Raw genomic sequence first — 24423 nt, 5'->3', positions numbered from 1 at the left:
GTCTCGGGCCGCGCGCCAATCCGACGGGCCGATATCTGTACCGTGGCCCCGCCGCCCCGATCGCGGCTTCGGCCATCCTAGCCGCGGGTGATGTGGAATGTGTGACGCCGCGGTCGCGGCCCGGTCAGCCGGCGGCGGCGTGATGGGGTGCCCGTGCCAAGCGCGCGAGGCCATCGTTCGACCCCGGCACGGCAAAGCATGAAGATACCGGCCCTTACTAGGCGCTCGCCAGGAAATCCCACAGCGCCGGGTCGCCCGAGTAAGCGACATTGAAGCGCAGCCACGGACTGGCCGCGTCGTCCGGGCGGAAGTACTGGCCCGGCGCCAGCCAGATATTGCCGCGGATGGCGCGGTCGGCCAGCGCGGACGCATCCGCATGGCCGGGCAGCCTCGCCCACAGGAAGAGCCCGCGTCCGGGCGTGTCGAACACGACGGCGCCGTGCTCGCGCATGGTCGCCTCGACGCCGGCATGCGCCGCGCCCAGCCGTGCGTTCAGGCGGGCCACGTGCTCCGCGTAGGCCGGCCGTGTCACGAAGGCGTGCACGATGCGCTCGGTGATCTCCGACGAGGTGAGCGCCACCGCCATCTTGGTCCGCGCCAGTTCGCGCGTGATGGCTGCGTCCGCCACCACGTAGCCCGCGCGCAGCGACGGCGAGATGGTCTTGGAGAAGCCGCTCACATAGAGCGTGCGGCGCAGCCCGTCGAGCGCGGCCAGCATCGGCGCGGCGGGGTCGGCGAGCTCGCGGTGCAGATCGTCCTCGACGATCCACAGGCCGTGCTGCTCGGCCAGTTGCAGTGCGCGGTAGGCGTTCTGCGCCGTCATCGACGAGCCGGTCGGGTTCTGCAGCACGGTGCTGACGAAGAGGGCGCGCGGGCGGCTGGCCTCGTCCTGGCGCAGCACGGTTTCCAGCGCTGCTGTGTCGAGCCCTTCGGGGGTGCGCGGCACGCCCACCACGCGCAGGCCGGCCAGTTTGAGCACCTGGAGTACGTTGCAGTAGACCGGATCTTCCACCGCCACCACGTCGCCCGCCTTGAAGAGCGTGCGCACGATCAGGTCCAGCGCCTGGGTGGCGCCGCTGGTCAGCAGCACTTGGGCGCGCTCGACGGGCAGGCCGCGCAGCGCGAGCGACTGCGCCACATATTCGCCCAGCGGCGCGTAGCCCCATGGGTGCCCATAGCCCGCCACCCGCAGCGCCGACACGCGGCTGACCATGCGCATCGCTTCCTGCACGCCGCGCTCGTCCAGCCAGTCGTTCGGCAGCCAGCCGCAGCCCGGCTTGATGGCGATGGAGCGGTCGGCGAACACGTCCGACAGCAGCCAGGCCGCGTTGAGCGCGGGCGGCTCCCAGCGGGGCGCCACCGGCACCGGCTGGACCGGTGCGCGCGCCGCCACCAGGTAGCCCGAGCGCGGCCGCGCGACGATGGCGCCCAGCGCCGCCAGCCGGGTATAGGCCTCGGCAACGGTGAACGTGCTGATGCCGTGCGCCTGCGCCAGCTTGCGCACCGAGGGCAGCCGGGTGCCGGGCGGCAGGCTGTGGTTGTCCACGGCGGCGCGAATGCCCTGGACAATCTGGTCGACCAACGTACGCTGAGGATGGTGGGGATCGAGTTCGAGTTGCATGGTGCGGTGCAAGGTGAGCCGGCGGCGTGCGGTCTGCCGTACTACCTATACAGTTTCGGCGAATCGCGCAATCTGTGCATGTCCGATGTGCATCCCGCTCTGTACAGTTTGCCGGAACGCTCGATCTGGCCCGGTCCCCTTTTGCCTGGAGTTGCCGATGAAACCCGCCCCGCACCCGCTGGAAACCACCGATCTGTCCTACTTCTGGATGCCCTTCACGGCCAACCGCCAGTACAAGGCCGCGCCGCGCCTGCTGGTCTCCGCGCAGGGCATGTACTACCGCGACGCCGACGGCCGCGAGGTGCTGGACGGCACGGCGGGCCTGTGGTGCGTCAACGCCGGCCATTGCCGCAAGGCGATCGTCGACGCCATCGCGGCGCAGGCCGCCGCCATGGATTTCGCGCCGACCTTCCAGATGGGCCACCCCGTGGCCTTCCGCGCGGCGGAGAAGGTGGCCGAGATCATGCCCGCGGGGCTGAACCGCATCTTCTTCGTCAACTCCGGTTCGGAGGCGGTGGATACCGCACTCAAGATCGCGCTGGCGTACCACCGCGCGCGCGGTGAAGGGCAGCGCACCCGCTTCATCGGCCGCGAGCGCGGCTATCACGGCGTGGGTTTCGGCGGCATCTCGGTGGGCGGCATCGCGCCGAACCGCAAGGCGTTCTCGGCCAACCTGATGCCCGGCGTGGATCATCTGCCGCACACGCATGCCCCCGAGCACAATGCATTCTCCAAGGGCCAGCCGGCCTGGGGCGCACATCTGGCCGATGAGCTGGAGCGCATCGTCACGCTGCACGACCCGTCGACCATCGCCGCCGTCATCATCGAGCCGCTGGCCGGCTCCACCGGCGTGCTGGTGCCGCCCAAGGGCTACCTGGAGCGCCTGCGCGCGCTGTGCGACAAGCACGGCATCCTGCTGATCTTCGACGAGGTCATTACCGGCTTCGGCCGTCTGGGCGCGGCCACCGCGTCGGCGTTCTTCGGCGTCACGCCCGACCTGCTGACGATGGCCAAGGGCATCAACAACGCGGCCGTGCCGATGGGCGCGGTGGCGGTGCGCCAGTCGCTGCACGATGCCGTGATCGAGGCCGGCGCGCCGGGGGCGATCGAGCTGTTCCACGGCTATACCTATTCCGCGCATCCGCTGGCCGCCGCCGCCGCCGTGGCCGCCATCGACCTGTACCGCACCGAGGGCCTGTTCGAGCGCGCCCGCGCGCTGTCGCCGGCATTCGAGGCGGCGGCGCATTCGCTCAAGGGCGCGCCGCACGTCAAGGACATCCGCAACCTGGGGCTGGTGGCCGGCATCGAGCTGGAGCCGCGCCCGGGGGCCGCAGGCGCGCGCGCCTACGAGGTGTTCCTGAAGTGCCTGGAGCGCGGCGTGCTGGTGCGCTACACCGGCGACACGCTGGCGTTCTCGCCGCCGCTCATCATCAGCGAGGCGGAAATCGCCCGCATCTTCGACACCGTCCGTACCGTCCTGCAAGAGGTAGCCTGAGATGAATCGACCGATTGATCCCGCTGTGACCGCTTCCGTGGCTGATGCTGTGGTCAGCCACTACATCGGCGGACAGCGCCATGCCGGCACCGCCACGCGCAGCGCCGACGTGTTCAACCCCGCCACCGGTGCCGTGTCGGCACAGGTGCTGCTGGGCGGCAAGGCCGAGGTGGATGCCGCCGTGGCCACCGCCCGCGCCGCCGCGCCGGCCTGGGCCGAGACCTCGCCGCTCAAGCGCGCGCGCATCCTGTTCAAGTTCAAGGAGCTGCTCGACCAGCACCATGACGCGCTCGCGGCCGCCATCACGCGCGAGCACGGCAAGGTGTTCTCCGATGCCAAGGGCGAAGTCACGCGCGGCATCGAGGTGGTGGAGTTCGCCTGCGGCATCCCGAACCTGCTCAAGACCGAATTTACCGACAACATCGGCGGCGGCATCGACAACTGGAACCTGCGCCAGCCGCTGGGCGTGGTGGCCGGCATCACGCCGTTCAACTTCCCGGTGATGGTGCCGATGTGGATGTTCCCGGTCGCGCTGGCGTGCGGCAACACCTTCGTGCTCAAGCCGAGCGAGCGCGATCCGAGCCCCAGCCTGATGATCGCCGACCTGCTCAAGCAGGCTGGCCTGCCCGACGGCGTGTTCAATGTCGTGCAGGGCGGCAAGGAGGCGGTGGACGCGCTGCTGGCCCATCCGGACGTGCAGGCCGTGTCGTTCGTCGGCAGCACGCCGATCGCCGAATACATCTATGCGGAAGGCACCCGGCGCGGCAAGCGCGTGCAGGCCCTGGGCGGCGCCAAGAACCACCTGGTGGTGATGCCCGATGCCGATCTCGACCAGGCGGTGGACGCGCTGATCGGCGCAGCGTACGGCTCGGCCGGCGAGCGCTGCATGGCGATCTCGGTGGCGGTGGCGGTGGGCGGCGTGGCCGACCGGCTGGTGCCGCGCCTGGCCGAGCGCGCGCGGGCGCTCCAGATCGGCAACGGCATGGAGCCGCGCAGCGAAATGGGGCCGCTGGTGACCGGCGCGCACAAGGTCAAGGTCGAAGGCTACATCGCCAAGGGTGTGGAGGAGGGCGCGCAGCTCGTGGTGGATGGCCGTGGCCATACCGTCGAAGGCCACGCCGAAGGCTTCTTCACCGGCGGCACGCTGTTCGACCACGTCACGCCCGACATGACGATCTACAAGGAAGAAATCTTCGGCCCGGTGCTGTCGGTGGTGCGCGTGCACGACTTTGCCGAAGCGGTGGACCTGATCAACGCGCACGAATACGGCAACGGCGTGTCGTGCTACACCAGCGACGGCGGCATCGCGCGGGCGTTCGCGCGGCAGATCCAGATCGGCATGGTCGGCATCAACGTGCCGATCCCGGTGCCGATGGCGTGGCACAGCTTCGGCGGCTGGAAGCGCTCGCTGTTCGGCGATCACCACGCCTATGGCGAAGAGGGCGTGCGCTTCTACACGCGCTACAAGAGCGTGATGCAGCGCTGGCCGGATTCGATCGCCAAGGGTGCGGAATTCGTCATGCCGACGGCGAAGTGAGCCTCGGCGGCGCTCATGAAAAAGGGAGGCATGGCCTCCCTTTTTTTGTGTCGACGCGATGCGGAAACACGGCTGTCATATCGGTTTGATATTGACGGCGATCGGCTCGCCGTCCGGCCCCATGACGACGTCAAAGCTGACGCGCTGGCCTTCATGGAGCCGCTGCAATCGCAACAGCTGGATTTCCGAATCCCGTATGAAACACGGGGCAGCCTCGGTGTCCGTGGCTGCCCCGGTGGGCGGATCATAGTGCTCGGCGTTCGCTTCGATTCGGCTGGCCATGGCATTCTCCCAAAAAGGGTTCGTGAAACCGGACGCCGTTTCCGGCGGTCCACCGACAGCTTCTGGCAAACACGTACAGAACAACCCAACAACTGACCCCTTCCTTGGGGCTTTCGACCAGCGCGCGCTCTGCCCGCAAGCGTGGCGCGCTGTCCTGCAATCGAGGGACCGATCTCGGCTCAGTCAGTGCCCCGGCTCTGCGTTCAAGCCGCCTGGATATTCGAGGCTTGCTTGCCCTTCGGGCCTTGCGTGATTTCAAACGAAACGCGTTGACCTTCCTTCAGGGTCTTGAACCCTTGCATGTTGATCGCAGAGAAATGCGCGAAAAGGTCCTCGCCGCCTTCATCCGGGGTAATAAAGCCGAAACCCTTAGCGTCGTTGAACCACTTGACGGTACCAGTAGCCATGATCTTGAACGTGAAGTTGAGAAATCGATCGGCCGCCGGCCCGATAAACGCAGCAGGCAGACGAGGCCAATCCGGCCAAACGATCGTTTGGTGAATATATGCTTGGCGCGTCTCCCAGTCAAAGTCTGTTTTCCCCCAGTTTCGCCCGGGGATGCATGCATGCGGTGTGCCGTGGCCGCCGCCGGGCGCTTCAGGCTTCGGGGCTGCCTGCCATTGGTGCAAACACTCGCGCAGACACGGGGAATTTCACCTAAGCTTCAGTGGCTTCTGCCGCACTCCGGCGGTTCCATGGTTCGCGGCAGACGGCGCACGGAATTTGCGTCAGCGCCCCTCGTCATCCGCGCAACAGATCACCATGACGACAGCCACCGGCAGCACAATCACAAGAAAGCCCGCCCTGATGGCCACCATGCTCGGTGCGATCGGCGTGGTTTTCGGAGACATCGGCACCAGCCCGCTCTATGCCCTGAAGGAGTGCTTCAACCCCGAGCATGGGGTGCCGTTCTCGACGCAGACCGTCTACGGCGTCCTGTCCATGCTGTTCTGGTCGATGACGCTGGTGGTATCGATCAAGTACGTGGTGTTCGTGATGCGCGCCGACAACAATGGCGAAGGCGGCATCCTCGCGCTCACGGCGCTGGCCATGCGCGCCAGCAGCGGCGGGGCGCGCACGACCCGCACGCTGATGCTGCTCGGCCTGCTGGGCGCCAGCATGTTCTACGGCGATGCCGTCATCACGCCGGCCATTTCCGTGCTGTCGGCCGTCGAGGGCATGGAAGTGATGACGCCCGCGCTGCAGCCCTGGGTGCTGCCGCTGTCGCTGATCGTGCTGGTCGGGCTGTTCCTGCTGCAGAAGCATGGCACGCATGTGGTGGGGCGGTTGTTCGGCCCGGTGATGCTGTTCTGGTTCGTGCTGCTCGGGCTGATCGGCCTGTTTTCGGTGCTGCGCTCGCCGCAGATCCTGGTGGCGCTGAACCCGGTCCACGCCATCGAATTCATGTTCCGGCACGCGGTGCAGGCGTTCATCGTGTTCGGCTCGGTGTTCCTCGCGCTGACCGGCGCCGAGGCGCTCTATGCCGACATGGGGCACTTCGGCGCCCGCCCGATCCGCTATGCGTGGTTCTACATCGCCATGCCTTGCCTGCTGCTGAACTATTTCGGGCAGGGCGCGCTGCTGCTGCGCGAGCCTTCGGCGCTGCAGAATCCGTTCTTCCTGCTGATGCCGACCTGGGCCGTGGCGCCGACGATCGTGCTGGCCACCGCCGCGACCGTCATCGCTTCGCAGGCGGTCATCTCCGGGGCCTTCTCGATGACGGCGCAGGCCGTCCACCTCGGCTACGCGCCGCGCATGAAGATCCTGTACACGTCGGATGTCGAGATCGGCCAGATCTATGTGCCGGTGGTGAACTACGCGCTGCTGCTGCTGGTGGTGGCGGTGGTGCTGGCCTTCGGCAAGTCCGACAACCTGGCGGCGGCCTATGGCATTGCGGTCACGACGACCATGCTGCTGACCACCGGCCTGGTCACGGTGGTGATGCGCAATGCCTGGAAGTGGAGCCTGCCGGCGGTGGCCTTGCTGGGGACGGTGTTCCTGGCGGTGGACCTGTCGTTCTTCGGCGCGAACCTGTTGAAGGTCGCGGCCGGCGGCTGGTTTCCGCTGCTGCTGGGCGGCCTGATCTTCTTCCTGATGGTGACGTGGCACACCGGGACGCAACTGCTGAAGGCGCGCAACGTGGAGGGCGGCATCCTGCTGGAGCCGTTCATGGAGGGCCTGCTGAGCCATCCGCCATACCGGGTGGACGGCACGGCCGTCTACCTGACGCCCAGCATCGAGTTCGTGCCGCTCGCGCTGCTGCACAACCTCAAGCACAACCACGTGCTGCACAGCCGCGTGCTGTTCATCCACTTCCGCACGCAGGCGGTGCCGTACGTGGAGCCCGCCAAGCGCCTGGTCGTCAAGACCATCGGCGACAACCTCTATGCGGTCGCGGCGGATTTCGGCTTCAAGGAGACCCCGGCCGTGGACGAGATCGTCCGCATGGTCGGCGAACGGCTCGGCATCGTCTTCGAAGACATGGAGACATCGTTCTTCATCACGCGCGCCACGGTGGTGCCATCGCAGCTGCCCGGCATGGCGATGTGGCGCGAGGCGCTGTTTGCCTGGATGCAGCACAACAGCGCCAAGCCGTCGGACTTCTTCCGGATACCGGCCAACCGGCTGGTGGAACTGGGGAGCAAGGTCGAGATCTAGGCGCGCTTACGCCGACCGGTCTAATCCATGTGCGGCAAGGCTGCCGCCGTTAAGATTCAGGGGCACTCGGCCGTTTCTGTTCCAGGCATGACGGCGTTTGGGCGTATGCTGGTCAGCCAACAAGCCTGCCTGGAATCTGGATGAGAAGATGATCGACGCCGCCTCCATCACCCGCGAGCGCTTGCTGGACGCGCTCGCGCGGGACGCCATCGAGCCGGCGTTCCAGTGCCTGGTCGATCTCCGGGATCACGACCTCAAGGGGTTCGAGGTCCTTTCGCGGTGGACGGAGGCGGACCTCGGCGAGGTGCCGCCGACGGTCTTCATCCCGGTGGCCGAGCGTCATGGCCTGATCGATATGCTGCTCGTGCGCGTCCTGTCCAAGGCCTGCCGGGCCGCCGCCGCCTGGGACGGCAGCTTCTTCCTTGCCTTCAATCTATCGCCCCAGCAGTTGCAGAACGCCGGGCTGTTCAGCCTGATCCGGGCGGCGGCGGAAGCGGGCCGCTTTCCGCTGGAGCGGCTGCAGATGGAAATTACCGAGAGCGCGCTGGTGGGCGACATCGGGGTCGCGGCGGCGCTGGTGGGTGAGCTCAAGCGCGCGGGCATCCGGATCGCGCTCGACGATTTCGGCATCGGCTTTTCCAATCTCGAGCGGCTGCACGCCTTGGCTTTCGACAAGATCAAGATCGACGCCAGCTTCGTCCAGAACATGGAGGGCGACCGCGACAGCCGCAAGATCGTCGCGTCCATCATCGGGCTGGGGCAAAGCCTGGGCGTCGATGTGGTGGCCGAGGGGGTGGAGACGCGCGCCCAGGCCGACATCCTGCGCGGGCTCGGCTGCGGCCTGGGGCAGGGGTGGCTGTTCGGGTATCCCGTGCCGGCGCCCGACGCGGCGGCGGCCCTGCGGCGCGGCTTCGGCAAGCCGGCCCCCGCGGAGGCCCTGAGCGAGGCATCGCCCTTTCAGCGGCTGCACCAGCTCGAGGCGCTGTACCGGCATGCGCCCGTCGCGCTGTGCTTCGTGGACGGCGCGGAGCGCTGCGTCAGTGCCAACAACCGCTTCCTGGAGATCCTGGCGTGCGCGGGCAGCCAGTTCATCGGGCGGCGCCTGGCCGATATGGCGTGCTGCAAGGCCCGGCTGCGCGGCCTGCAGGCGGCGGTGCGCGACATCGCGCAGGGGAGGTCGCCCGCGCCGGTGGAGATCGAGGGGCAGGGGGAAACCTGCTATCTGGCGTTCGTCCAGCCGGTCCACGACGAGGTGGGCGAGCGCATCGGCACCTCGATCATCATGATCGACGTCACCGAGCAGCGGCGGGCCGAACGCGCGATTCGCGAAAGCGAGGAGCATTTCCGCTGCGCGAGCGAGCTCAGCCCCGACATCGCCTGGGCGGCGCGGCCGGACGGCACCGTCAACTACATGGGGCCGACCTTCGGCGCGGCCCGGAACATGTCGGTCGAGGACCGCATCGAGGCCTGGTACGGGACCATGCACCCGGAAGACAGCGTGCGGGTGCGCCAGGAATGGCTCGCCTGGCTGCCGAGCGGTCAGCCGTTCGAGACCACGTTCCGCATCAAGTGGCCGGACGGCTCATGGCATTGGGTGAGCAGCCGGGCGCGGCCCCACCACGGCGCCGACGGCGCGATCGACCGCTGGTACGGCCTGATCGTCGACATCACCGGCCGCAAGGCACTGGAGCACCGGATTGCCGTCCTGGAGCGCCAGCTCGACGGCTACCGCGGGCATGCCTGAAGCCGCTGTCTAGGCAAACCGCGTGACGCTGTCGCCGCGGCAGAACGCCAGCAGTGTCAGCTGCCCCGTCCTGGCATGCGCAATGGCCAGCGACGACGGCGCGGAGATGGTCGCCAGCAGCGGCACACCGGTCTGCACGCACTTGCGTACCAGTTCGAAGCTCGCGCGGCTCGTCATCACGACGAAGCCGTCGGCGGGGGCGATGCCGAGCCGGGCCAGCCGGCCGATCAGCTTGTCGAGCGCGTTGTGCCGGCCGACGTCTTCCAGCACGTGCGCGGGCATGCCGTTGCCGTTGGCGGGCACCCAACCGGCGGCATGCAGGCCCCCGGTGAGCGCGTTGGCGGGCTGGTGGGCGGCGGTGAGCGCCTTCAGCGCGTCGAGCACCAGCGCATCGGGCAGCGTCGACACCCACGCCGGCGGTGCGAGCGGCACGGGCGCGGTCTCGAAGGTCTGCAGGCTCTCGATGCCGCACAGGCCGCAGCCGGTGGGCCCGGCCAGCGCGCGCCGGCGTGCCTTTAGGCGGACAAAGCAGTGCGTGGCAATCTCGGCGTGCACTTCCAGGCCGTGCGGATGCGCGTCCACGTCGGCGCCGCGCCAGTCGGCACGGCTGTCGATGATGCCCTCGGACAGCGCGAACCCCAGCGCAAACGCCTCCAGGTCGGTCGGCGAGGCCATCATCACGGCGTGCGTGATGCCGTTGAACACCAGCGCGACGGGCGCCTCGTCGGCGACGGCGGTGGTGGTGTCTTCCTGCGTGCCGGCACGCGTGCGCCGCGTCGCCGAGGTGGAGACGACCGGCAGGCCGGCGGGATGGCGGGTGAGGGCGGTCATGCGGCAGCGTCCTTGTACGCATGGCGGCCGGCATCGGACAGCACGACCAGCCAGCGCGTATCGTCCATCGTCACGCGCAGCAGGCCCGCGTCCGCCAGCGGATGCAGCGCGCGCAGCACGGTGCTGCCGCGCTCGCCCACACGCTTGGTCAGCCAGGGCAGCGACACCGGCCTGCCCGCCTCGGTTTCCTGCAATGCCGCCAGCAGCGCCAGTTGCAGCGCCGACCAGCCGGGAGTTCCGGTCATCAGGCTTCGGCGGTGGCCGCCGTGTCCGCTTCGGCGCGCGGCGCAGCCTGGCTCGGCAACAGCATCACCGGGATCGACTTGGACGTCGGCGTGCGGGCCTGGTCGGCCACGGCGGACAGCGGCACCAGCGGGTTGGTTTCGGGGTAATACGCCGCCAGGCAGCCGCGCGGGATGTCGTACGCCACCAGGCGGAAGCCGTCCGCGCGGCGCGTGGCGCCATCTTCCGACAGCGTGACCATGTCCACCCAGTCGCCGTCCTTCATGCCGATCGCGCGCAGGTCTTCGGTGTTGGCGAACACCACGCGGCGCTGGCCGAACACGCCGCGATAGCGGTCGTCCATGCCGTAGATGGTGGTGTTGTACTGGTCGTGCGAGCGCACTGTGGCCAGCGTGAAGACGGTGGCATCGGCATGGCGCGCGCGGGCGCGGTGCACGGGCGTGTCGGTCGGGATGCCGTGCGTGTGGAAGAGCGCCTTGCCCGAGGGCGTGTTCCAGATCCGCTCCGAAGCCGTGTTGCGCAGGCGGAAGCCGCCCGGCACGCGGATCTTCTCGTTGAAGCCGGCGAAGTCATCGAACACCGCTTCGATGCGCTCGCGGATGCGGTCGTAGTCTTCGACCAGCCAGCGCCACGGCACGGTGCTCCCGGGCAGCGTGGCCTCGGCCAGGCGCGCCACGATGGCCGGCTCGGACAGCAGGTGCGGCGAGGCCGGCGGATTGATGCCCGCCGACATGTGCACCATGCTCATCGAGTCTTCCACCGTCACGCCCTGCGCGCCGCCGGCCTGCTGGTCGATTTCGGTGCGGCCCAGGCACGGCAGGATCAGCGCGGCCTTGCCGTGCACGACGTGGCTGCGGTTGAGCTTGGTGGTTACGTGCACGGTCAGGTCGCACTGGCGCAGGCCGGCCCAGGTGGCGGCGGTATCCGGCGTGGCCGCCGCGAAGTTGCCGCCCATGGCGAAGAACACGCGCGCGGCGCCGTTGCGCATCGCCTCGATGGCGCCGACGGTGTCGTAGCCGTGTTCGCGCGGCACGGTCAAGCCGAAGACGCTCTCCAGCCGGTCGAGGAAGGCCGGCGCGGGCTTCTCGTAGATGCCCATGGTGCGGTCGCCCTGCACGTTGCTGTGGCCGCGCACCGGGCACGCGCCGGCGCCCGGGCGGCCAATGTTGCCGCGCAGCAGCAGCAGGTTGACGATCATCTGGATGGTCGCCACCGAATGCTTGTGCTGGGTGATGCCCATGCCCCAGCAGGCGATCACGCTGCCGGCGTTGATGTAGGTGTCGCCGGCCTGGCGGATCTCGGCTTCGGGCAGGCCCGATTCGGCTTCGATGGTGGCCCACGATTCGGCGCGCACGTCGGCGGCGAAGGCGTCGTAGCCGCCGGTGTGCCGGGCCACGAAGTCGTGATCGATGATGGCGGGCTCGCCGCGGCTGCACGCCGCGTCGTCGCGCTCGATCACGTGCTTGATCAGGCCCTTGACGGTGGCCAGGTCGCCGCCGATGCGGACCTGGTGGTATTCGGTGCTGATGCGCGTCGAGCCCAGCGTGAGCATTTCGATCTTGCTTTGCGGATCGGCAAAGCGCTCCAGCCCGCGCTCGCGCAGCGGGTTGAACGACACGATGGCCGCGCCGCGCTTGGCGGCCTCGCGCAGCTCGCCGAGCATGCGCGGGTGGTTCGTCCCCGGGTTCTGGCCGAAGATGAAGATCGCGTCGGCTTGAGTGAAATCGTCGAGGGTGACGGTGCCCTTGCCGACGCCGATGCTGCTCCGCATGCCTGTGCCGGAGGGCTCGTGGCACATGTTGGAGCAGTCGGGGAAGTTGTTCGTGCCGTACGCGCGCACGAACAACTGGTAGAGGAAGGCCGCCTCATTGCTGGTGCGGCCGGAGGTGTAGAAGATCGCCTGGTTCGGATCGGGCAGCGCGCGCAGGTGCTGCGCGATCAGGGCGAAGGCGGCGTCCCATTCAATGGGGACGTATTTGTCGGTGGTCGCGTCGTAGACCATCGGGTGCGTCAGGCGCCCCTGGTCTTCCAGCGCGAAATCGGACCACCCGGCCAGCTCGCGCACGGTGTGCTGCGCGAAGAACTCGGGCGTGGTGCGGCGGGCCGTGGCTTCGGCCGCCACGGCCTTCACGCCGTTTTCGCAGAACTCGAAGGTGGAGGCATGGTCGCGGTCGGGCCAGGCGCAGCCGGGGCAGTCGAAGCCGTCCGGCTGGTTGGCCGACAGCAGCGTCTTGGCGCCCTTGGCGGCGATGCCTTGCGACAGCAACTGGTGCGCAACGCTCTTGAGCGCGCCCCAGCCACCGGCCGGATGACGGTAGAACTCGATCTTCTGGTGTTTCATGGGGCGGGGCGGCTGGAGCGTTGGGTGCGTCGGGTCAGGAGAACAGCACGGCAGCTTTTTGGAGTGTAATCCAAACCCCCCAGCCCAACGGCAGGCCCACGGCGGCCCAGGCCAGCACCACGGCCACGGCCGAACCCGGGTGAGCTTGCCACTCGAGCGAGGTTTCCGGCGCGTTGGCTTGCGGGGTCGCGGCGGTTGCGGCGTGGCGCTGCTCGTCCAGCTGTGCTTCGGTCATGAAGTGCTTCGGGTCGACCGGGCGCACCAGCAGGTTGCAGATGAAGCCGAGCACCAGCAGGCCGGCCAGCACCATCATCGTGATGTCGTAGACCGCCGCGCGGGCCACGCCGTGGGCGATCTGGTATTCGCGCAGGTAGTTCACCAGCACGGGGCCCAGGATGCCGGCCGTCGACCACGCTGTCAGCAGGCGGCCATGGATGGCGCCCACCATCTGGGTGCCGAACATGTCGGCCAGGTAGGCCGGCACGGTGGCGAAGCCGCCGCCGTACATGCTCAGGATCACGCAGAAGGCCAGCGAGAACAGCGCGATGTTGCTGGTGTGCGAAGTCCAGGGAATCGCGGCGTACAGCACGAAGCCCAGCGCGAAGAAGACGGCGTAGGTCAGCTTGCGGCCCAGCCGGTCCGACAGCGAGGCCCAGAAGAAGCGGCCGCCGATGTTGAACAGGCTCAGCAGGCCGGTGAAGCCCGCGGCGATGGCGGCGATCTGGCCCTTTTGCGCGGCGGTCAGTTCGGTGAACGCGGTGGTGACCCCCAGCAGCTTGCCGCCGAACACTTCCTGCAGCAGCGGCGAGGCCATGCCCAGCACACCGATGCCGGCCGACACGTTCAGGCACAGCACGGCCCAGATCAGCCAGAACTGCGGCGTCTTGACGGCCTGGCTGACGTGCACGTGGCGCTGCGTGACCATGGTGTCGTTGGCCTTGGCGGGCGACGGTTTCCAGCCGGCGGGCTTCCAGCCTGCGGGCGGCACGCGGTAGCCCAGGGCACCGGCCATCATGAACACGAAGTAGATCGCGGCCAGCACGATGAACGTTTGCGACACGCCCACGGAATCGGCCGAGGCAAACAGCTTCATCAGGCGGTCAGCCAGCGGAGCGCCGATCATCGCGCCGCCGCCGAAGCCCATGATGGCCATGCCGGTCGCCATGCCGCGCTTGTCCGGGAACCACTTGATCAGCGTCGACACGGGCGAGATATAGCCCAGGCCCAGGCCGATGCCCCCGATCACGCCGGAGCCGATCCACAGCATCCACAGCTGGTGCGTCTGCACGCCGAATGCCGAGATCAGCAGGCCGCCGCACCAGCACACCGCGGAGACCACGCCGGCCTTGCGCGGGCCGACGCGCTCCAGCCAGCCGCCCCACAGCGCCGCGGAGGCGCCCAGGAATACGAAGAAGAGGGTGTACATCCAGCCGAGGCTGGAAATGCGCCAGTCGCACGAGGTGGTGAACAGCTCAGCGATCAGCGAGACATCGGCGCCGCAGGTGTGCGACTGGGTGATGCCCAGCGCCCGCGACAGCGGCAGCCAGAAGACGGAAAAACCATAGGCCATGCCGATGCACAGATGGATGGCCAGTGCGGCGGGTGGTACCAGCCAGCGGTTGAATCCAACCGCGGCGACGGTGCGCTCGCGCGAAAAAAATGGATGAAGAACAGCTTCGGACATCGTAATCCCCCCGGAAATGTTGATGTGCCCTGTTGTTGCGAAGTGGTGTGCGCAACCGGCGCATGACGGTTGCGTTGTCGCGGCGCTAGCCCGGACTGCGCCGACGTTGCACGCGAAGATAGTAGTGAGGTGTGCGTAACATCAATAGTTGGCGAACACCGTTGTATTGCGTGAACAGCAACATATAGCAGAACTGGGGTCGGAATATGCTTAGCGACACAAATAAACCGAGTAAAGAAGAGGGATATTCATCACATCGACAGCGTTCGTCGTGCATGCGGCGGGTGCGTTGGGGGAGGTTTGTGTCACTTGATGGTGTCGCCAACGTGCTTGGTGCTGCCGCACTGGCGGCCAATACTGTAAGTGCCTGCCGGACGCTGCTGCCCGGCCGGGCATCCAGGTCGACGTCGACGATTGGGGGTGGCGACCATGACGACGAACGCTCCGGCGGAATTGGAGGGGCAGGCGCTGGGCCTGGCCGAATCGGTGGTGATGGGCGTGGCCGGCACGGCGCCGGCCTTCAGCATTGCCGCCACCACGGCCATGCTGATCGGCGCGGTCGGCCTGCTGGCGCCGGCCAGCCTGCTGTATTGCGGGCTGATCATGTTCGGCGTGACCTTCGCGTATCTGCATCTGAACCGGCTGAACCCCAGTGCCGGCGCCGCGTATGCCTGGGTGGGCGCGATCTTCAATCGCACGCTCGGGTTCTTCGCCGGCTGGGCGCTGCTGGTGGCGTCGGTGGTGTTCATGGTGTCGGGCACGATTCCGGCGGCGACGGCCACACTCACGCTGGTCGCGCCCGGGCTGGCGGTGCAGCCGGCGGCGGTGGCGCTGGTGGCGGCCGGGTGGCTGCTGGTGGTGAGCGCGGTCATCGTCAAGGGCATCAAGCTGACCAGCTATTCGCAGATCGTCATGACGGTGACGGAGGCCGCGATCCTGCTGGCGTTGATGCTGCTTGCGCTGGCCAAGTACGGCGCGCATCCGGCGCACGGGTTTTCGCTGGTGTGGCTGTCGCCCGGCAGCTTTACGCCGCAGCTGTTCGCCACCGGCGCACTGACGGCGCTGTTCTTCTTCTGGGGCTGGGACGTGACGGTCAACCTGACCGAGGAGACGCGCGATGCCAGCCGCGCGCCCGGCCACGGGGCCCTGTGGGCGATGCTGATCGTGCTGGCGCTGTTCATGGGCTTTGCGGTGGTGATCCTGCTGGTGCTCAATGACCAAGAGATCCAGCAATCGAGCACCAACGTCGTCTTTGCGATTGCCGACAAGCTGCTGCCGCGCCCCTGGAGCTACGTGGCCGTGATCGCGGTCATGCTCAGCACCGTGGGCACGCTGGAGACGTCCATTCTGCAGTTCACGCGCACGCTTTACGCCAAGGGGCGCGATGGCATCGTGCACCCGCGCTACGCGATCCTGCACAAGCGGTGGCGCACGCCATGGGTGGCCACGGCGATGATCACGGCGATCGGGTTGCTGCTGCTGTTCGGCGCGTCGTACTTTCCGAGCGTGAGCGCCATCATCAAGGACTCGGTGAACGCGATCGGCTTCCAGGTGGCCTTCTACTACGGGCTGGCGGGCTTTGCCTGCGCATGGCGCTTTCGCCGCGAGGCGCTGCGGTCGGTCTTCAATCTGGTGTTCCTGCTGGTATGGCCGCTGTTCAGTGCGCTGTTCCTGTGGTTCATCGCGGTCTACAGCGTGCCGACCTTCGATCTGGCGACCAACGTGGTGGGCCTGGGCGGCATCGCGCTTGGCGTGGTGCCGCTGATGCTCAACCGCCGCATGGCCGCGCGCGCGGCAGCGGGCTAGCCGGGGGCGCCGGCGTCCGGCCACGCGCAGCGGCACGCGTGCCGGCGGAACGTGTCGATCTGCATGCGCAGACCGACGAAGGCGTGCTGGAGGTCGGCCGGGTGGGCGCGGCCGTTGTCGTCGCTCAGGGCGATGCGTTCCACGGCGTGTGCCGCGTCGCCGATGGCCCCGTGGCCGAGCATCCGCGCCGAGCCGGCGATCCGGTGGGCGGCCGTGGCGACGTCGGCGGCCGCGCCGCGGGCAATGGCGGCTTCCAGGTCGGCGAGGTCCTGCATGACGGTGTCGCAGAACAGATCGATGAGGAAGTGCCATTGCCGCAGGTCGGTGCCGAACAGCTCGGTGAGGACGATAACGATCTGCGCCGGCAGGGTGTCGGCGATGGCAGGGTGGACTGCCGCGCGAGGCGCGGGCGCGATGGCGGTGGCGGGATGCGGTTGCATGGTGGGCGAGCGGGCGGCGTGTGGATGCACCGCAGACTTTGCACGCTGGTAGCGCCCGCCGCCATCGGACGATTCTGATTCTGGCCCCGGCGCCCCGGATGCGGGAAGGGCGCGGGATGGTCGGCGCGCCCCGGACACCGCCGGGCATGGCCGCTCAATGTGGATGGCGGTGGTGGATGTCCGGGTAATGCGGGTGCTTGTGGATCAGCGCTTCGTGCCGGTGGCGGTGGACATGCGGCTCCTGGCCGTCCCACGGAAAGTCGTGCGTGTGCTGATGGTGCTCGTCGTGGCGATGCGCGTGCGTGTGCTCCATCGGTTCGTGCGCGTGTTCGTGCTCGTGCCGCTCGCGCAGGTGCAGCCAGAGGCCGAGGGCCATCAGCGCCGCGGCTAGCCAGAACAGGGCGCCGGGCATCTCGGGCCAGATCAGCAGCGCGATCACGACGCCGAACAGCGGGGCCACGGAAAAATAGGCGCCCGTGCGCGCCGTCCCCAGATGCCGCAGCGCGATGACGAACAGCGCCAGGCTGACGCCGTAGCCGGCAAAGCCGATCAGCATCGCCGACGCAAGCGGCCATCCCGCGGGCAGCCTGCCGCCCGCGGCCAAGGCGAATGCGGTGTTGCAGCCGCCGGCCACGAGGCCCTTCAGGCAGGCGACCAGCACGGCGTCGTTGGTCGAGACGTTGCGCGTCAGGTTGTTGTCGATGGCCCAGCAGGCGCAGGCCGCGACGATCAGCAGCGCGCCGGGCGAAAAGCGCGCGGCGCCGGGCTGCCACGAGAGGAGCGCGCCGCCGGCGACGATGGCGATCATGCCGAGCACGATCTGCCGGTCGGTGTGTTCCCGGAACACGATCCAGGCGATCAGCGCGGTCAGCACGCCTTCGACGTTGAGCAGCAGCGCAGCCGGGGCGGCGGCCGTGCCGGCCAGGCCCATCATCAGGAGGGCGGGGCCCGCCACGCCCCCCGCCGCGATGGCGCCGAGCAGCCACGGCACTTCATGGCGCGGAATCGGCGGCGAGCCGGCGGCGGACGGGGTGCCCCGCTTCATCAGCCGTCTCGCGAGCAGGAAGCCGGCCAGGCCCAGGCCGCTGCCCAGATACAGCAGGCCCGCCAGCAGGATGGGCGAGACCGTGCCCGTCAAGGTCTTGGCAAGCGGCGTGCTCGCGCCGAACAGCAGAGCGGCACCGAGGGCGGGGGCGGCGGATCGGAGGGACATGGCGGTTGGGATGGCGGGGCGGCCGGCGCTACGTGGCCAGCGGTAGTCTGACCTGGAAGACCGCGCCGCCGGCCGGCGCGTTCTCGACATCGATGCGGCCGCCGTGGGCCAGCACGATGGCGCTGGACAGCGCCAGCCCGAGGCCGGTGCCCTCGGCGGTGCCCGCGCGGGCGCCGGCGCCGCGATAGAAGCGGTCGAAGACGTGCGGCAGCTCGTGGTCCGGGATGCCGGGGCCGTGGTCGGACACCTTCAGCACGGCCTGCTCCCGATCGATCGTCCAGGAAATGTCGACCTGGCTCCCCTGGGGCGAGAATTTCACGGCGTTGTCGAGCAGGTTGGCCAGCGCCAGGCTCGCCGGCCCCCGCGCAACCTTGATGGCCGGCGCGGAGCCGGCGCCGACCACCAGCCGGATCAGGCGCTCGTGCGCGGCCGGCTGCATTCTGCGCACGCTGTCTTCCACCAGCGTCGCCACCGACACCGCGTCCTGGCTGCCGCGCTCCTGGCCGGCATCGAGCCGCGCGAGCATGAGCAGTTCTTCGACCAGCAGGGTCAGCCGCGCCACCTCCTCCAGGCAGGAGCGCAAGGTCTCGACATAGTCTTCGCGGCTGCGCTCGCGCCGCAGCGTGATCTCGATTTCCGTGCGCAGCCGCGACAGCGGCGAGCGCAGCTCGTGGGAGGCATCGGCGGTGAAGTGCCGCTGCGCGTCGAAGGCATGCTCGAGGCGGTCGAGCATGTCGTTCAGCGTGTCGACCAGCCTGCCGATGTCGTCGGCGGTGCCCGGATGCGGAAGGCGCGCGTCCAGGTTGGCGTCGCCGATGCGGCGGGCCTGCTTGACGACGTTGTCGATGGCCCGGAAGACCCGGCGCGTCAGCAGGGCGCCGGCGGTGCCCACCGACGCGGACAAGGCGATCGCCAGGCAGGCGAACAGCAGGGCGGCCGAGTCCAGCACCCCGTTGACGTCGTCCAGCGAACCGGCCACCTGGATGGCAACGGGCGCCGCGCCGCCGGTCTGCACCGGCAGGGACACCATGCGCAGGGGCTCCTCGCTGAAGCTGGGCAGGGTCTCGAAGACGGTTTCCCCCGCCGCCAGCCGGGCCAGCAGGCTGGCGGGCGTGGGCAGCCGGGTCGCGCCGAGGTTGGCGCTGTGCGCCAGGACCTCGCCATGCGCATCGACGATCTGGACCAGCCGGTCCAGGCGCACCAGGGACGGCGGCGCCGTGCCGACGGGTTTTTCGTGCACGCGCACGGGCTGCCCCCGGTTCTCCAGCAGCATGCCGGCCTCGGTTTCCGCCAGGGCGAGGAGCGCGCCGTCCAGCTGCCGGTGAACGGAGCGCGAGAGTTGCCACCACGCCGCCGATGCCGCGCTCGCCACGATCACCGCGATGACGGCCAGATGCACCAGCATCAGGCGCCGCTGGACGCTAAGCATGCCGGCGCTCCGGCGCCGCGAGGCGAAAGCCCTGGCCCCGCACCGTATGGATGAGGGCCGGCTGGCCGGGCGGATCGACCTTGCGGCGCAGGTTCTTCATGTGCACGTCGATGAGGTTGTCGATCGCGATCAGGTCGGCGCGCCAGACGTGCTCGGCCAGCTGCAGGCGGCTGACGATCTGCCCGGCATGCCGCATCAGGTATTCGAGGATCGCGTATTCCTTGGGCGTGACATCGAGCGCCTGGCCGCCGCGCGTCACCGCCCGCGCGTTCGGATCGAGCACGAGGTCGCCGATGACCCGCGGCGCGGCGGGCGCCAGCCGGGCCCGCCGCAACAGCGCGCGGACGCGGGCGAGCAACTCATCGAAGACGAAGGGCTTGGTCAGGTAGTCGTCGGCGCCGGTATCCAGGCCGGCGATGCGATCGGCGGTCGCGTCGCGGGCGGTCAGCATGAGGACGGGGGTCTGGAGATCGCGCTCGCGCAGCTCGCGGCACAGGGCGATGCCGTCCTTGCCCGGGAGCATCCAATCCAGGATGATCAACTGGCATGCCACCAGAAGCGAGGCATCGGCCTCTTCCGCGGAATGCGCGACCGCCACCTCGAAGCCTTCCTCCTGCAAGCCCCTGGCCAGCAGGCGGGCCGCTTTCTGATCGTCTTCTATTAGGAGGATGTGCATGGGGTGCCCCAACCGACGGCGGCATTCTAGCAGTCGTCGGGATGTCGTTTTTCTGAAGAAGAATTCAGGGTGCGCTGCAGCATGCTTGCGTAGCATAACGCCCGCATCCGGACGGAGCAGCCACCAAAAGACGCAACCCGCATGCATCGGAGCCCATCATGCAAGTCAAATCGATATCCGCCAAGCGACTCATCACCGGCGCCGGCGTGCTGGCCGCGATCAGCGTGGCCGTGTGGGGCACGGTGTCCCTGCATGCCAAGGAGGCCGCTGCGCCGGAGGCTCCGGTCTCCGTCCGGCACGAGGGCGAGCGCGTGATCGTGCCCGAGCAGTCGGCGCTGCGGCGCACGCTGGCGGTGGCGCCGGTCGTCCAGGGCCAGATTGCCGCGCCCTTCACCCTGCCGGCGGTGGTCGAGGCGGATCCGGCCAAGCTGATGAAAGTCCTGCCGCCGCTCACAGGCCGCATCGTCAGCCTCAACAAGCAGCTCGGCGACGCGGTGAAGGCCGGCGACGTGCTGTTCTCGATCGACTCGGCGGACCTGGCGCAGGCCACGAGCGATGCGGCCAAGGCCCAGTCGACGCTGGCGCTGACCCGGCGCAACCTGGAGCGGCTGCGGGAGCTGGACAAGTCGGAGATCGCCGCCAAGCGCGATCTCGAGCAGGCGCAGAACGACTACGCCCAGGCGGTGAGCGAGGCGGATCGCGCGAACAACCGGCTGGCGCAGCTGGGCGCCAAGGGCGGCACGCAGGTGACGGGCGGCCACATCCTGGCGGTGCGCTCGCCCATCACCGGGCGCGTCGTCGATCTGAACGCGGCCATCGGCGGATACTGGAACGATGCCACGGCGCCGGTCATGACGGTCGCCGATCTTTCCCGCGTGTTCGTGACGGCGAGCGCGCAGGAGAAGGACCTGGCCCAGGTCTACGCGGGGCAGTCGGCGACGGTCAAGCTCGACGCCTATGCCGATGTGCTGCCGGCCAAGGTTCGCTTCGTCGGCGAGATGCTCGATCCGGATACCCGCACCGTCAAGGTCAGGATGGCGTTCGACAACCGGGAGGGGCGGCTCAAGCCCGGCATGTTCGCCCAGGCCACGTTCCTGGCGCGGCCGCACGATGGCATCACGGTACCCATGACGGCGGTGATCCAGAGCGGGTTCTACAACCGCGCCTTCGTCGAGGTGGCGCCGTGGCAGTTCGAGGCGCGCGTGGTCAAGGTGGGGGCGCAGCTCGATGATCATGTCGAAATCGTCTCGGGTCTGAAGGCCGGCGACCGCGTGGTGGTCAAAGAGGGAGTGCTGCTCAATGATTGAACGCCTCGTCACCCTGTGCTTCAACCGGCGCGGCATTGTCGTCCTGGTGTTCCTGTTCGCGGCGCTCTATGGCTGGCATAGCTGGACGCAGCTGCCGCTGGAGGCCTACCCCGACATCGCCGACACGACCTCGCAGGTGGTCACGCAGGTCAACGGCCTGGCCGCGGAAGAGGTGGAGCAGCAGATCACGATCCCGCTGGAGCGCGAGATCATGGGCACGCCCGGCATGCACGTGATGCGCTCGAAGAGCACCTTCGGCCTGTCGCTGATCACGGTGGTGTTCCAGGACGGCGCCGAAGACTACTGGTCGCGCCAGCGGCTGCAGGAGCGCATCAGCGGCGTGTCGCTGCCGTACGGCGCCCAGCCCGGGCTGGATGCGCTGACCTCGCCGATCGGCGAGATCTTCCGCTACACGCTGCAGTCCAAGACGCGGGACCTGCGCGAGCTGTCCGAGCTGCAGTTCTGGAAGGTCATCCCCCGCCTCAAGCAGGTGTCGGGCGTGGTGGACGTGGTCAACTTCGGCGGCATGACCACGCAGTTCATGCTGGAGCTGGATCCGGCCAGGCTGTCCAAGTACAACCTCTCGCTGAACCAGATCACGCAGGCCATTGCCGCCAACAACGCGAACGCGGGCGGCAGCGTCATGCAGCGCGGCGAGCAGGGACTGGTGATCCGCGGCGTGGGCCTGATCCGCAACCTCGACGACCTGGGCAACGTCGTCGTCAGCCAGAAGAACGGCGTGCCGGTGCTGGTCAAGGACCTCGGCCGCGTGGTGCTGGGTAACCGCGAGCGGCACGGCATCCTGGGCATGGACAACAACCCGGACACCATCGAGGGCATCACGCTGCTGCTCAAGAACGAGAACCCGTCGCGCGTGATGGCCGGCGTGCACGACGCCGTGCGCGACCTGAACGAGCACATCCTGCCCAAGGACGTGAAGATCGTGCCGTATATCGACCGCAGCAAGCTGGTCGACGCCACCGTGCATACGGTGGGCAAGACGCTCATCGAGGGCATGACGCTGGTGTCGATCGTGCTGCTGCTGTTCCTGGGCAGCCCGCGCGCGGCGATCATCGTGGCCATCACGATCCCGCTGTCGCTGCTGACGGCGTTCATCCTGATGCACCACTTCAAGATTCCGGCCAACCTGCTGTCGCTGGGCGCGATCGACTTCGGCATCATCGTCGACGGCGCCATCGTGGTGATGGAGAACATCCTGCGCCGGCGCGAAGAGGATGCCGAAAGCGAGCTGCACGGCAACGACATCCTGGCGGCGGCGCGCCAGGTCACGCGGCCGATCTTCTTCGGTATGCTGGTCATCATCATCGCCTACCTGCCGCTGTTCGCTTTCCAGCGCATCGAGTACAAACTGTTCTCGCCGATGGCGTTCGCGGTCGGCTTTGCGTTGTTCGGTGCCTTGCTGGTGGCGCTGCTGCTGATTCCGGGCCTGGCGTACTGGGCCTATCGCAAGCCGACCAAGGTGTTCGAGAACCCGGTGCTGCACTGGCTGGTGCCGCGCTACCAGGCGCTGCTGTCCCGGCTGGTGGGCAAGTCGCGCACGGTGATCGGCCTGGCCGTGGCGACCCTGGCCGGCGTGGTGATCCTGGGCGGATCGATCGGGCGCGACTTCCTGCCGTACCTCGACGAAGGGTCGATCTGGCTGCAGGTCACCCTGCCGCCGGGGCTCTCGCTCGACAAGGCGAGCCGGATGGCCGACACGCTGCGCGCGGCGACGCTGGAGTTTCCCGAGATCGAGCACATCGTCACCCAGGTCGGGCGCAATGACGACGGCACGGATCCGTTCACGCCGTCGCACATCGAGAGCGCGGTGACGCTGCATCCGTACGACGAGTGGAAGACCGGGCGCGACAAGCAGCAGCTGATCGCCAAGATGGCCGAGCGCTTCAGGCAGCTGCCGGGCATCGACGTCGGCTTCACGCAGCCGATGATCGACGGCGTGCTGGACAAGCTGGCGGGCGCGCACAGCGACCTGGTGGTCAAGGTCTACGGCAACGATTTCGGCGAGACGCGGCAGCTGGCCACCGAGGTCGAGCATCTGCTGAAGACCGTGCCGGGCGCGCAGGACGTGATCATCGACCAGGAGCCGCCGCTGCCGCAGGTGCGCATCGATGTCGACCGCGCGGCCGCCGCCCGCCTCGGCATCAACATCGCCGACGTGATGGCGCTGATCCAGACCGGCATCGGCGGCAGCCCGGTGACGCAGGTCTTTGTCGAGGAGCGCAGCTACGACGTGGTCGCGCGCTTTGCCGGCGCGTCGCGCAGCAACCCGGAGGCGATCGGCAATCTCATGCTGACGGCGGCCAACGGCGCGCATATCGCGCTGGCCCAGATCGCGAAGATCCGCTTCGCCGAGGGCGAGACCACCATCACGCGGGAGATGAACAAGCGCCACCTGACGGTGCGCCTGAACCTGCGCGGGCGCGACCTGGCGTCGTTCCTTGATGAGGCCAAGCGGCGCATCGACCAGGAGATCCGCTACGACCATACGCGCTACCAGATCGCCTGGGGCGGCCAGTTCGAGAACCAGCAGCGCGCGCAGGCCCGGCTGGCGGTGATTTTGCCGATGGTGCTGGCGCTGATGTTCGTGCTGCTGTTCGCCGAGTTCAAGAATCTGCGGCAGCCGGCGCTGATCCTCTCGGCGGTGCCGCTGGCGACGCTGGGCGGGCTGATCGCGCTGCACCTGCGCGGCATGACGCTGAACGTGTCGTCGGCGGTCGGCTTCATCGCGCTGTTCGGGGTGGCGGTGCTCAACGCGATCATCATGGTGTCGAACCTCAACCGCTGGACCCAGGAGCCCGGCATCAGCCTGAAGGATGCGGTGGTGGCCGGCGCGCGCGAGCGGATGCGCCCGGTGCTGATGACGGCCACCGTGGCGGCGCTCGGCCTGATTCCGGCCGCGCTGGCGCACGGGCTCGGCAGCGACGTGCAGCGTCCGCTGGCGACCGTGGTGGTGGGCGGCCTGGTGACGGCGACCGCCCTCACGCTGGTGCTGCTGCCGGCCTTGTACTACCTGATCGAAGCGCGCGTCGGCAGACGGCAGAACGGAAGCGGCCCGGCCGCTGACAAGCCAATCCAAGGGGAATCGTGATGCGCGG

Annotated in this window: 18 protein-coding genes; 7 read left to right on the top strand and 11 right to left on the bottom strand. The window is 68.5% G+C overall.

Translation table 11 applies throughout. From position 1 onward, the window contains the following. Positions 1-217: 217 nt before the first annotated feature. Complete coding sequence (locus GO999_RS19315; RefSeq protein WP_058908114.1) at positions 218-1621, bottom strand: aminotransferase-like domain-containing protein; 1404 nt, start codon at positions 1619-1621, stop codon at positions 218-220. A 157-nt stretch (positions 1622-1778) separates the two neighbouring features. Here GO999_RS19315 and aptA point away from each other — a divergent pair, with 157 nt between their 5' ends. Next, positions 1779-3116 carry an omega-aminotransferase AptA gene (gene aptA, locus GO999_RS19310; protein WP_071013072.1) on the top strand — a complete coding sequence of 446 codons (1338 nt, stop codon included), beginning with the start codon at positions 1779-1781 and terminating at the stop codon, positions 3114-3116. Position 3117: 1 nt separating this feature from the next. Further along, positions 3118-4653 (top strand): CoA-acylating methylmalonate-semialdehyde dehydrogenase, encoded by a 1536-nt coding sequence (locus GO999_RS19305; RefSeq protein WP_211907124.1) that lies wholly within the window; start codon positions 3118-3120, stop codon positions 4651-4653. 75 nt (positions 4654-4728) lie between these two features. Here GO999_RS19305 and GO999_RS19300 read toward each other — a convergent pair whose 3' ends face one another. Together GO999_RS19300 and GO999_RS19295 are read right to left on the bottom strand one after the other, a co-directional pair. After that, positions 4729-4935 (bottom strand): cold-shock protein, encoded by a 207-nt coding sequence (locus GO999_RS19300; protein ID WP_011004343.1) that lies wholly within the window; start codon positions 4933-4935, stop codon positions 4729-4731. A 203-nt stretch (positions 4936-5138) separates the two neighbouring features. After that, entirely contained in the window at positions 5139-5342 is a 204-nt protein-coding gene (locus GO999_RS19295; protein WP_003265287.1) for a cold-shock protein, read from the bottom strand. Between the two features lie 355 nt (positions 5343-5697). Here GO999_RS19295 and GO999_RS19290 point away from each other — a divergent pair, with 355 nt between their 5' ends. Together GO999_RS19290 and GO999_RS19285 are read left to right on the top strand one after the other, a co-directional pair. Further along, positions 5698-7593, top strand: a complete 1896-nt coding sequence (locus GO999_RS19290; RefSeq protein WP_049800498.1) for a potassium transporter Kup — start codon at positions 5698-5700, stop codon at positions 7591-7593. A 148-nt stretch (positions 7594-7741) separates the two neighbouring features. Beyond that, on the top strand, positions 7742-9337 hold the full coding sequence (locus tag GO999_RS19285) for a sensor domain-containing phosphodiesterase (protein ID WP_211907123.1): 1596 nt from the start codon (positions 7742-7744) through the stop codon (positions 9335-9337). A gap of 9 nt (positions 9338-9346) precedes the next feature. Here the strand turns inward: GO999_RS19285 and fdhD are convergent, their stop codons facing one another. Genes fdhD through GO999_RS19265 form a run of 4 tightly spaced genes read right to left on the bottom strand, consistent with a single transcriptional unit; the run spans position 9347 to position 14436 of the window. Next, positions 9347-10168 carry a formate dehydrogenase accessory sulfurtransferase FdhD gene (gene fdhD / locus GO999_RS19280; RefSeq protein WP_016724750.1) on the bottom strand — a complete coding sequence of 274 codons (822 nt, stop codon included), beginning with the start codon at positions 10166-10168 and terminating at the stop codon, positions 9347-9349. After that, the gene (locus GO999_RS19275) at positions 10165-10413 is read right to left on the bottom strand and encodes a MarR family winged helix-turn-helix transcriptional regulator (RefSeq protein WP_011004339.1); all 249 of its coding nucleotides are present in this window, start codon (positions 10411-10413) and stop codon (positions 10165-10167) included. Before GO999_RS19275 ends, fdhD begins: the two co-directional genes overlap by 4 nt. Further along, positions 10413-12752 (bottom strand): FdhF/YdeP family oxidoreductase, encoded by a 2340-nt coding sequence (locus GO999_RS19270; protein WP_020829957.1) that lies wholly within the window; start codon positions 12750-12752, stop codon positions 10413-10415. The genes GO999_RS19275 and GO999_RS19270 overlap by 1 nt, the downstream gene beginning before the upstream one ends. 34 nt (positions 12753-12786) lie before the next feature. Next, on the bottom strand, positions 12787-14436 hold the full coding sequence (locus tag GO999_RS19265) for an OFA family MFS transporter (protein ID WP_011004337.1): 1650 nt from the start codon (positions 14434-14436) through the stop codon (positions 12787-12789). A 429-nt stretch (positions 14437-14865) separates the two neighbouring features. On the opposite strand from GO999_RS19265, the gene GO999_RS19260 reads away from it, so the two are divergent. After that, positions 14866-16242 (top strand): APC family permease, encoded by a 1377-nt coding sequence (locus tag GO999_RS19260; protein WP_211907122.1) that lies wholly within the window; start codon positions 14866-14868, stop codon positions 16240-16242. Here GO999_RS19260 and GO999_RS19255 read toward each other — a convergent pair. The 4 genes from GO999_RS19255 to GO999_RS19240 form a co-directional block, all read right to left on the bottom strand. Further along, positions 16239-16682 (bottom strand): Hpt domain-containing protein, encoded by a 444-nt coding sequence (locus tag GO999_RS19255; protein WP_028854417.1) that lies wholly within the window; start codon positions 16680-16682, stop codon positions 16239-16241. The two genes, GO999_RS19260 and GO999_RS19255, sit on opposite strands and share 4 nt — an antisense overlap. 154 nt (positions 16683-16836) lie before the next feature. After that, positions 16837-17895, bottom strand: a complete 1059-nt coding sequence (locus GO999_RS19250; RefSeq protein WP_071093185.1) for a DMT family transporter — start codon at positions 17893-17895, stop codon at positions 16837-16839. A gap of 28 nt (positions 17896-17923) precedes the next feature. Then, on the bottom strand, positions 17924-19324 hold the full coding sequence (locus GO999_RS19245; protein WP_019719604.1) for a sensor histidine kinase: 1401 nt from the start codon (positions 19322-19324) through the stop codon (positions 17924-17926). Next, a complete protein-coding gene (locus GO999_RS19240) occupies positions 19317-20000 on the bottom strand; it encodes a response regulator transcription factor (RefSeq protein ID WP_011004332.1) in 684 nt (227 codons plus the stop codon). The genes GO999_RS19245 and GO999_RS19240 overlap by 8 nt, the downstream gene beginning before the upstream one ends. A gap of 158 nt (positions 20001-20158) precedes the next feature. Between GO999_RS19240 and GO999_RS19235 the strand changes: the two genes are divergently transcribed. Further along, the gene (locus GO999_RS19235) at positions 20159-21307 is read left to right on the top strand and encodes an efflux RND transporter periplasmic adaptor subunit (RefSeq protein WP_019719606.1); all 1149 of its coding nucleotides are present in this window, start codon (positions 20159-20161) and stop codon (positions 21305-21307) included. Then, positions 21300-24416 (top strand): efflux RND transporter permease subunit, encoded by a 3117-nt coding sequence (locus GO999_RS19230; protein WP_011004330.1) that lies wholly within the window; start codon positions 21300-21302, stop codon positions 24414-24416. Before GO999_RS19235 ends, GO999_RS19230 begins: the two co-directional genes overlap by 8 nt. The last annotated feature ends 7 nt before the right edge of the window (positions 24417-24423 follow it).

This window comes from Ralstonia nicotianae, from assembly GCF_018243235.1.
GTDB lineage: Bacteria > Pseudomonadota > Gammaproteobacteria > Burkholderiales > Burkholderiaceae > Ralstonia > Ralstonia nicotianae.
The sequence above is the reverse complement of the archived record's forward strand: the minus strand, read 5'-3'. Positions and strand labels throughout refer to the sequence as shown.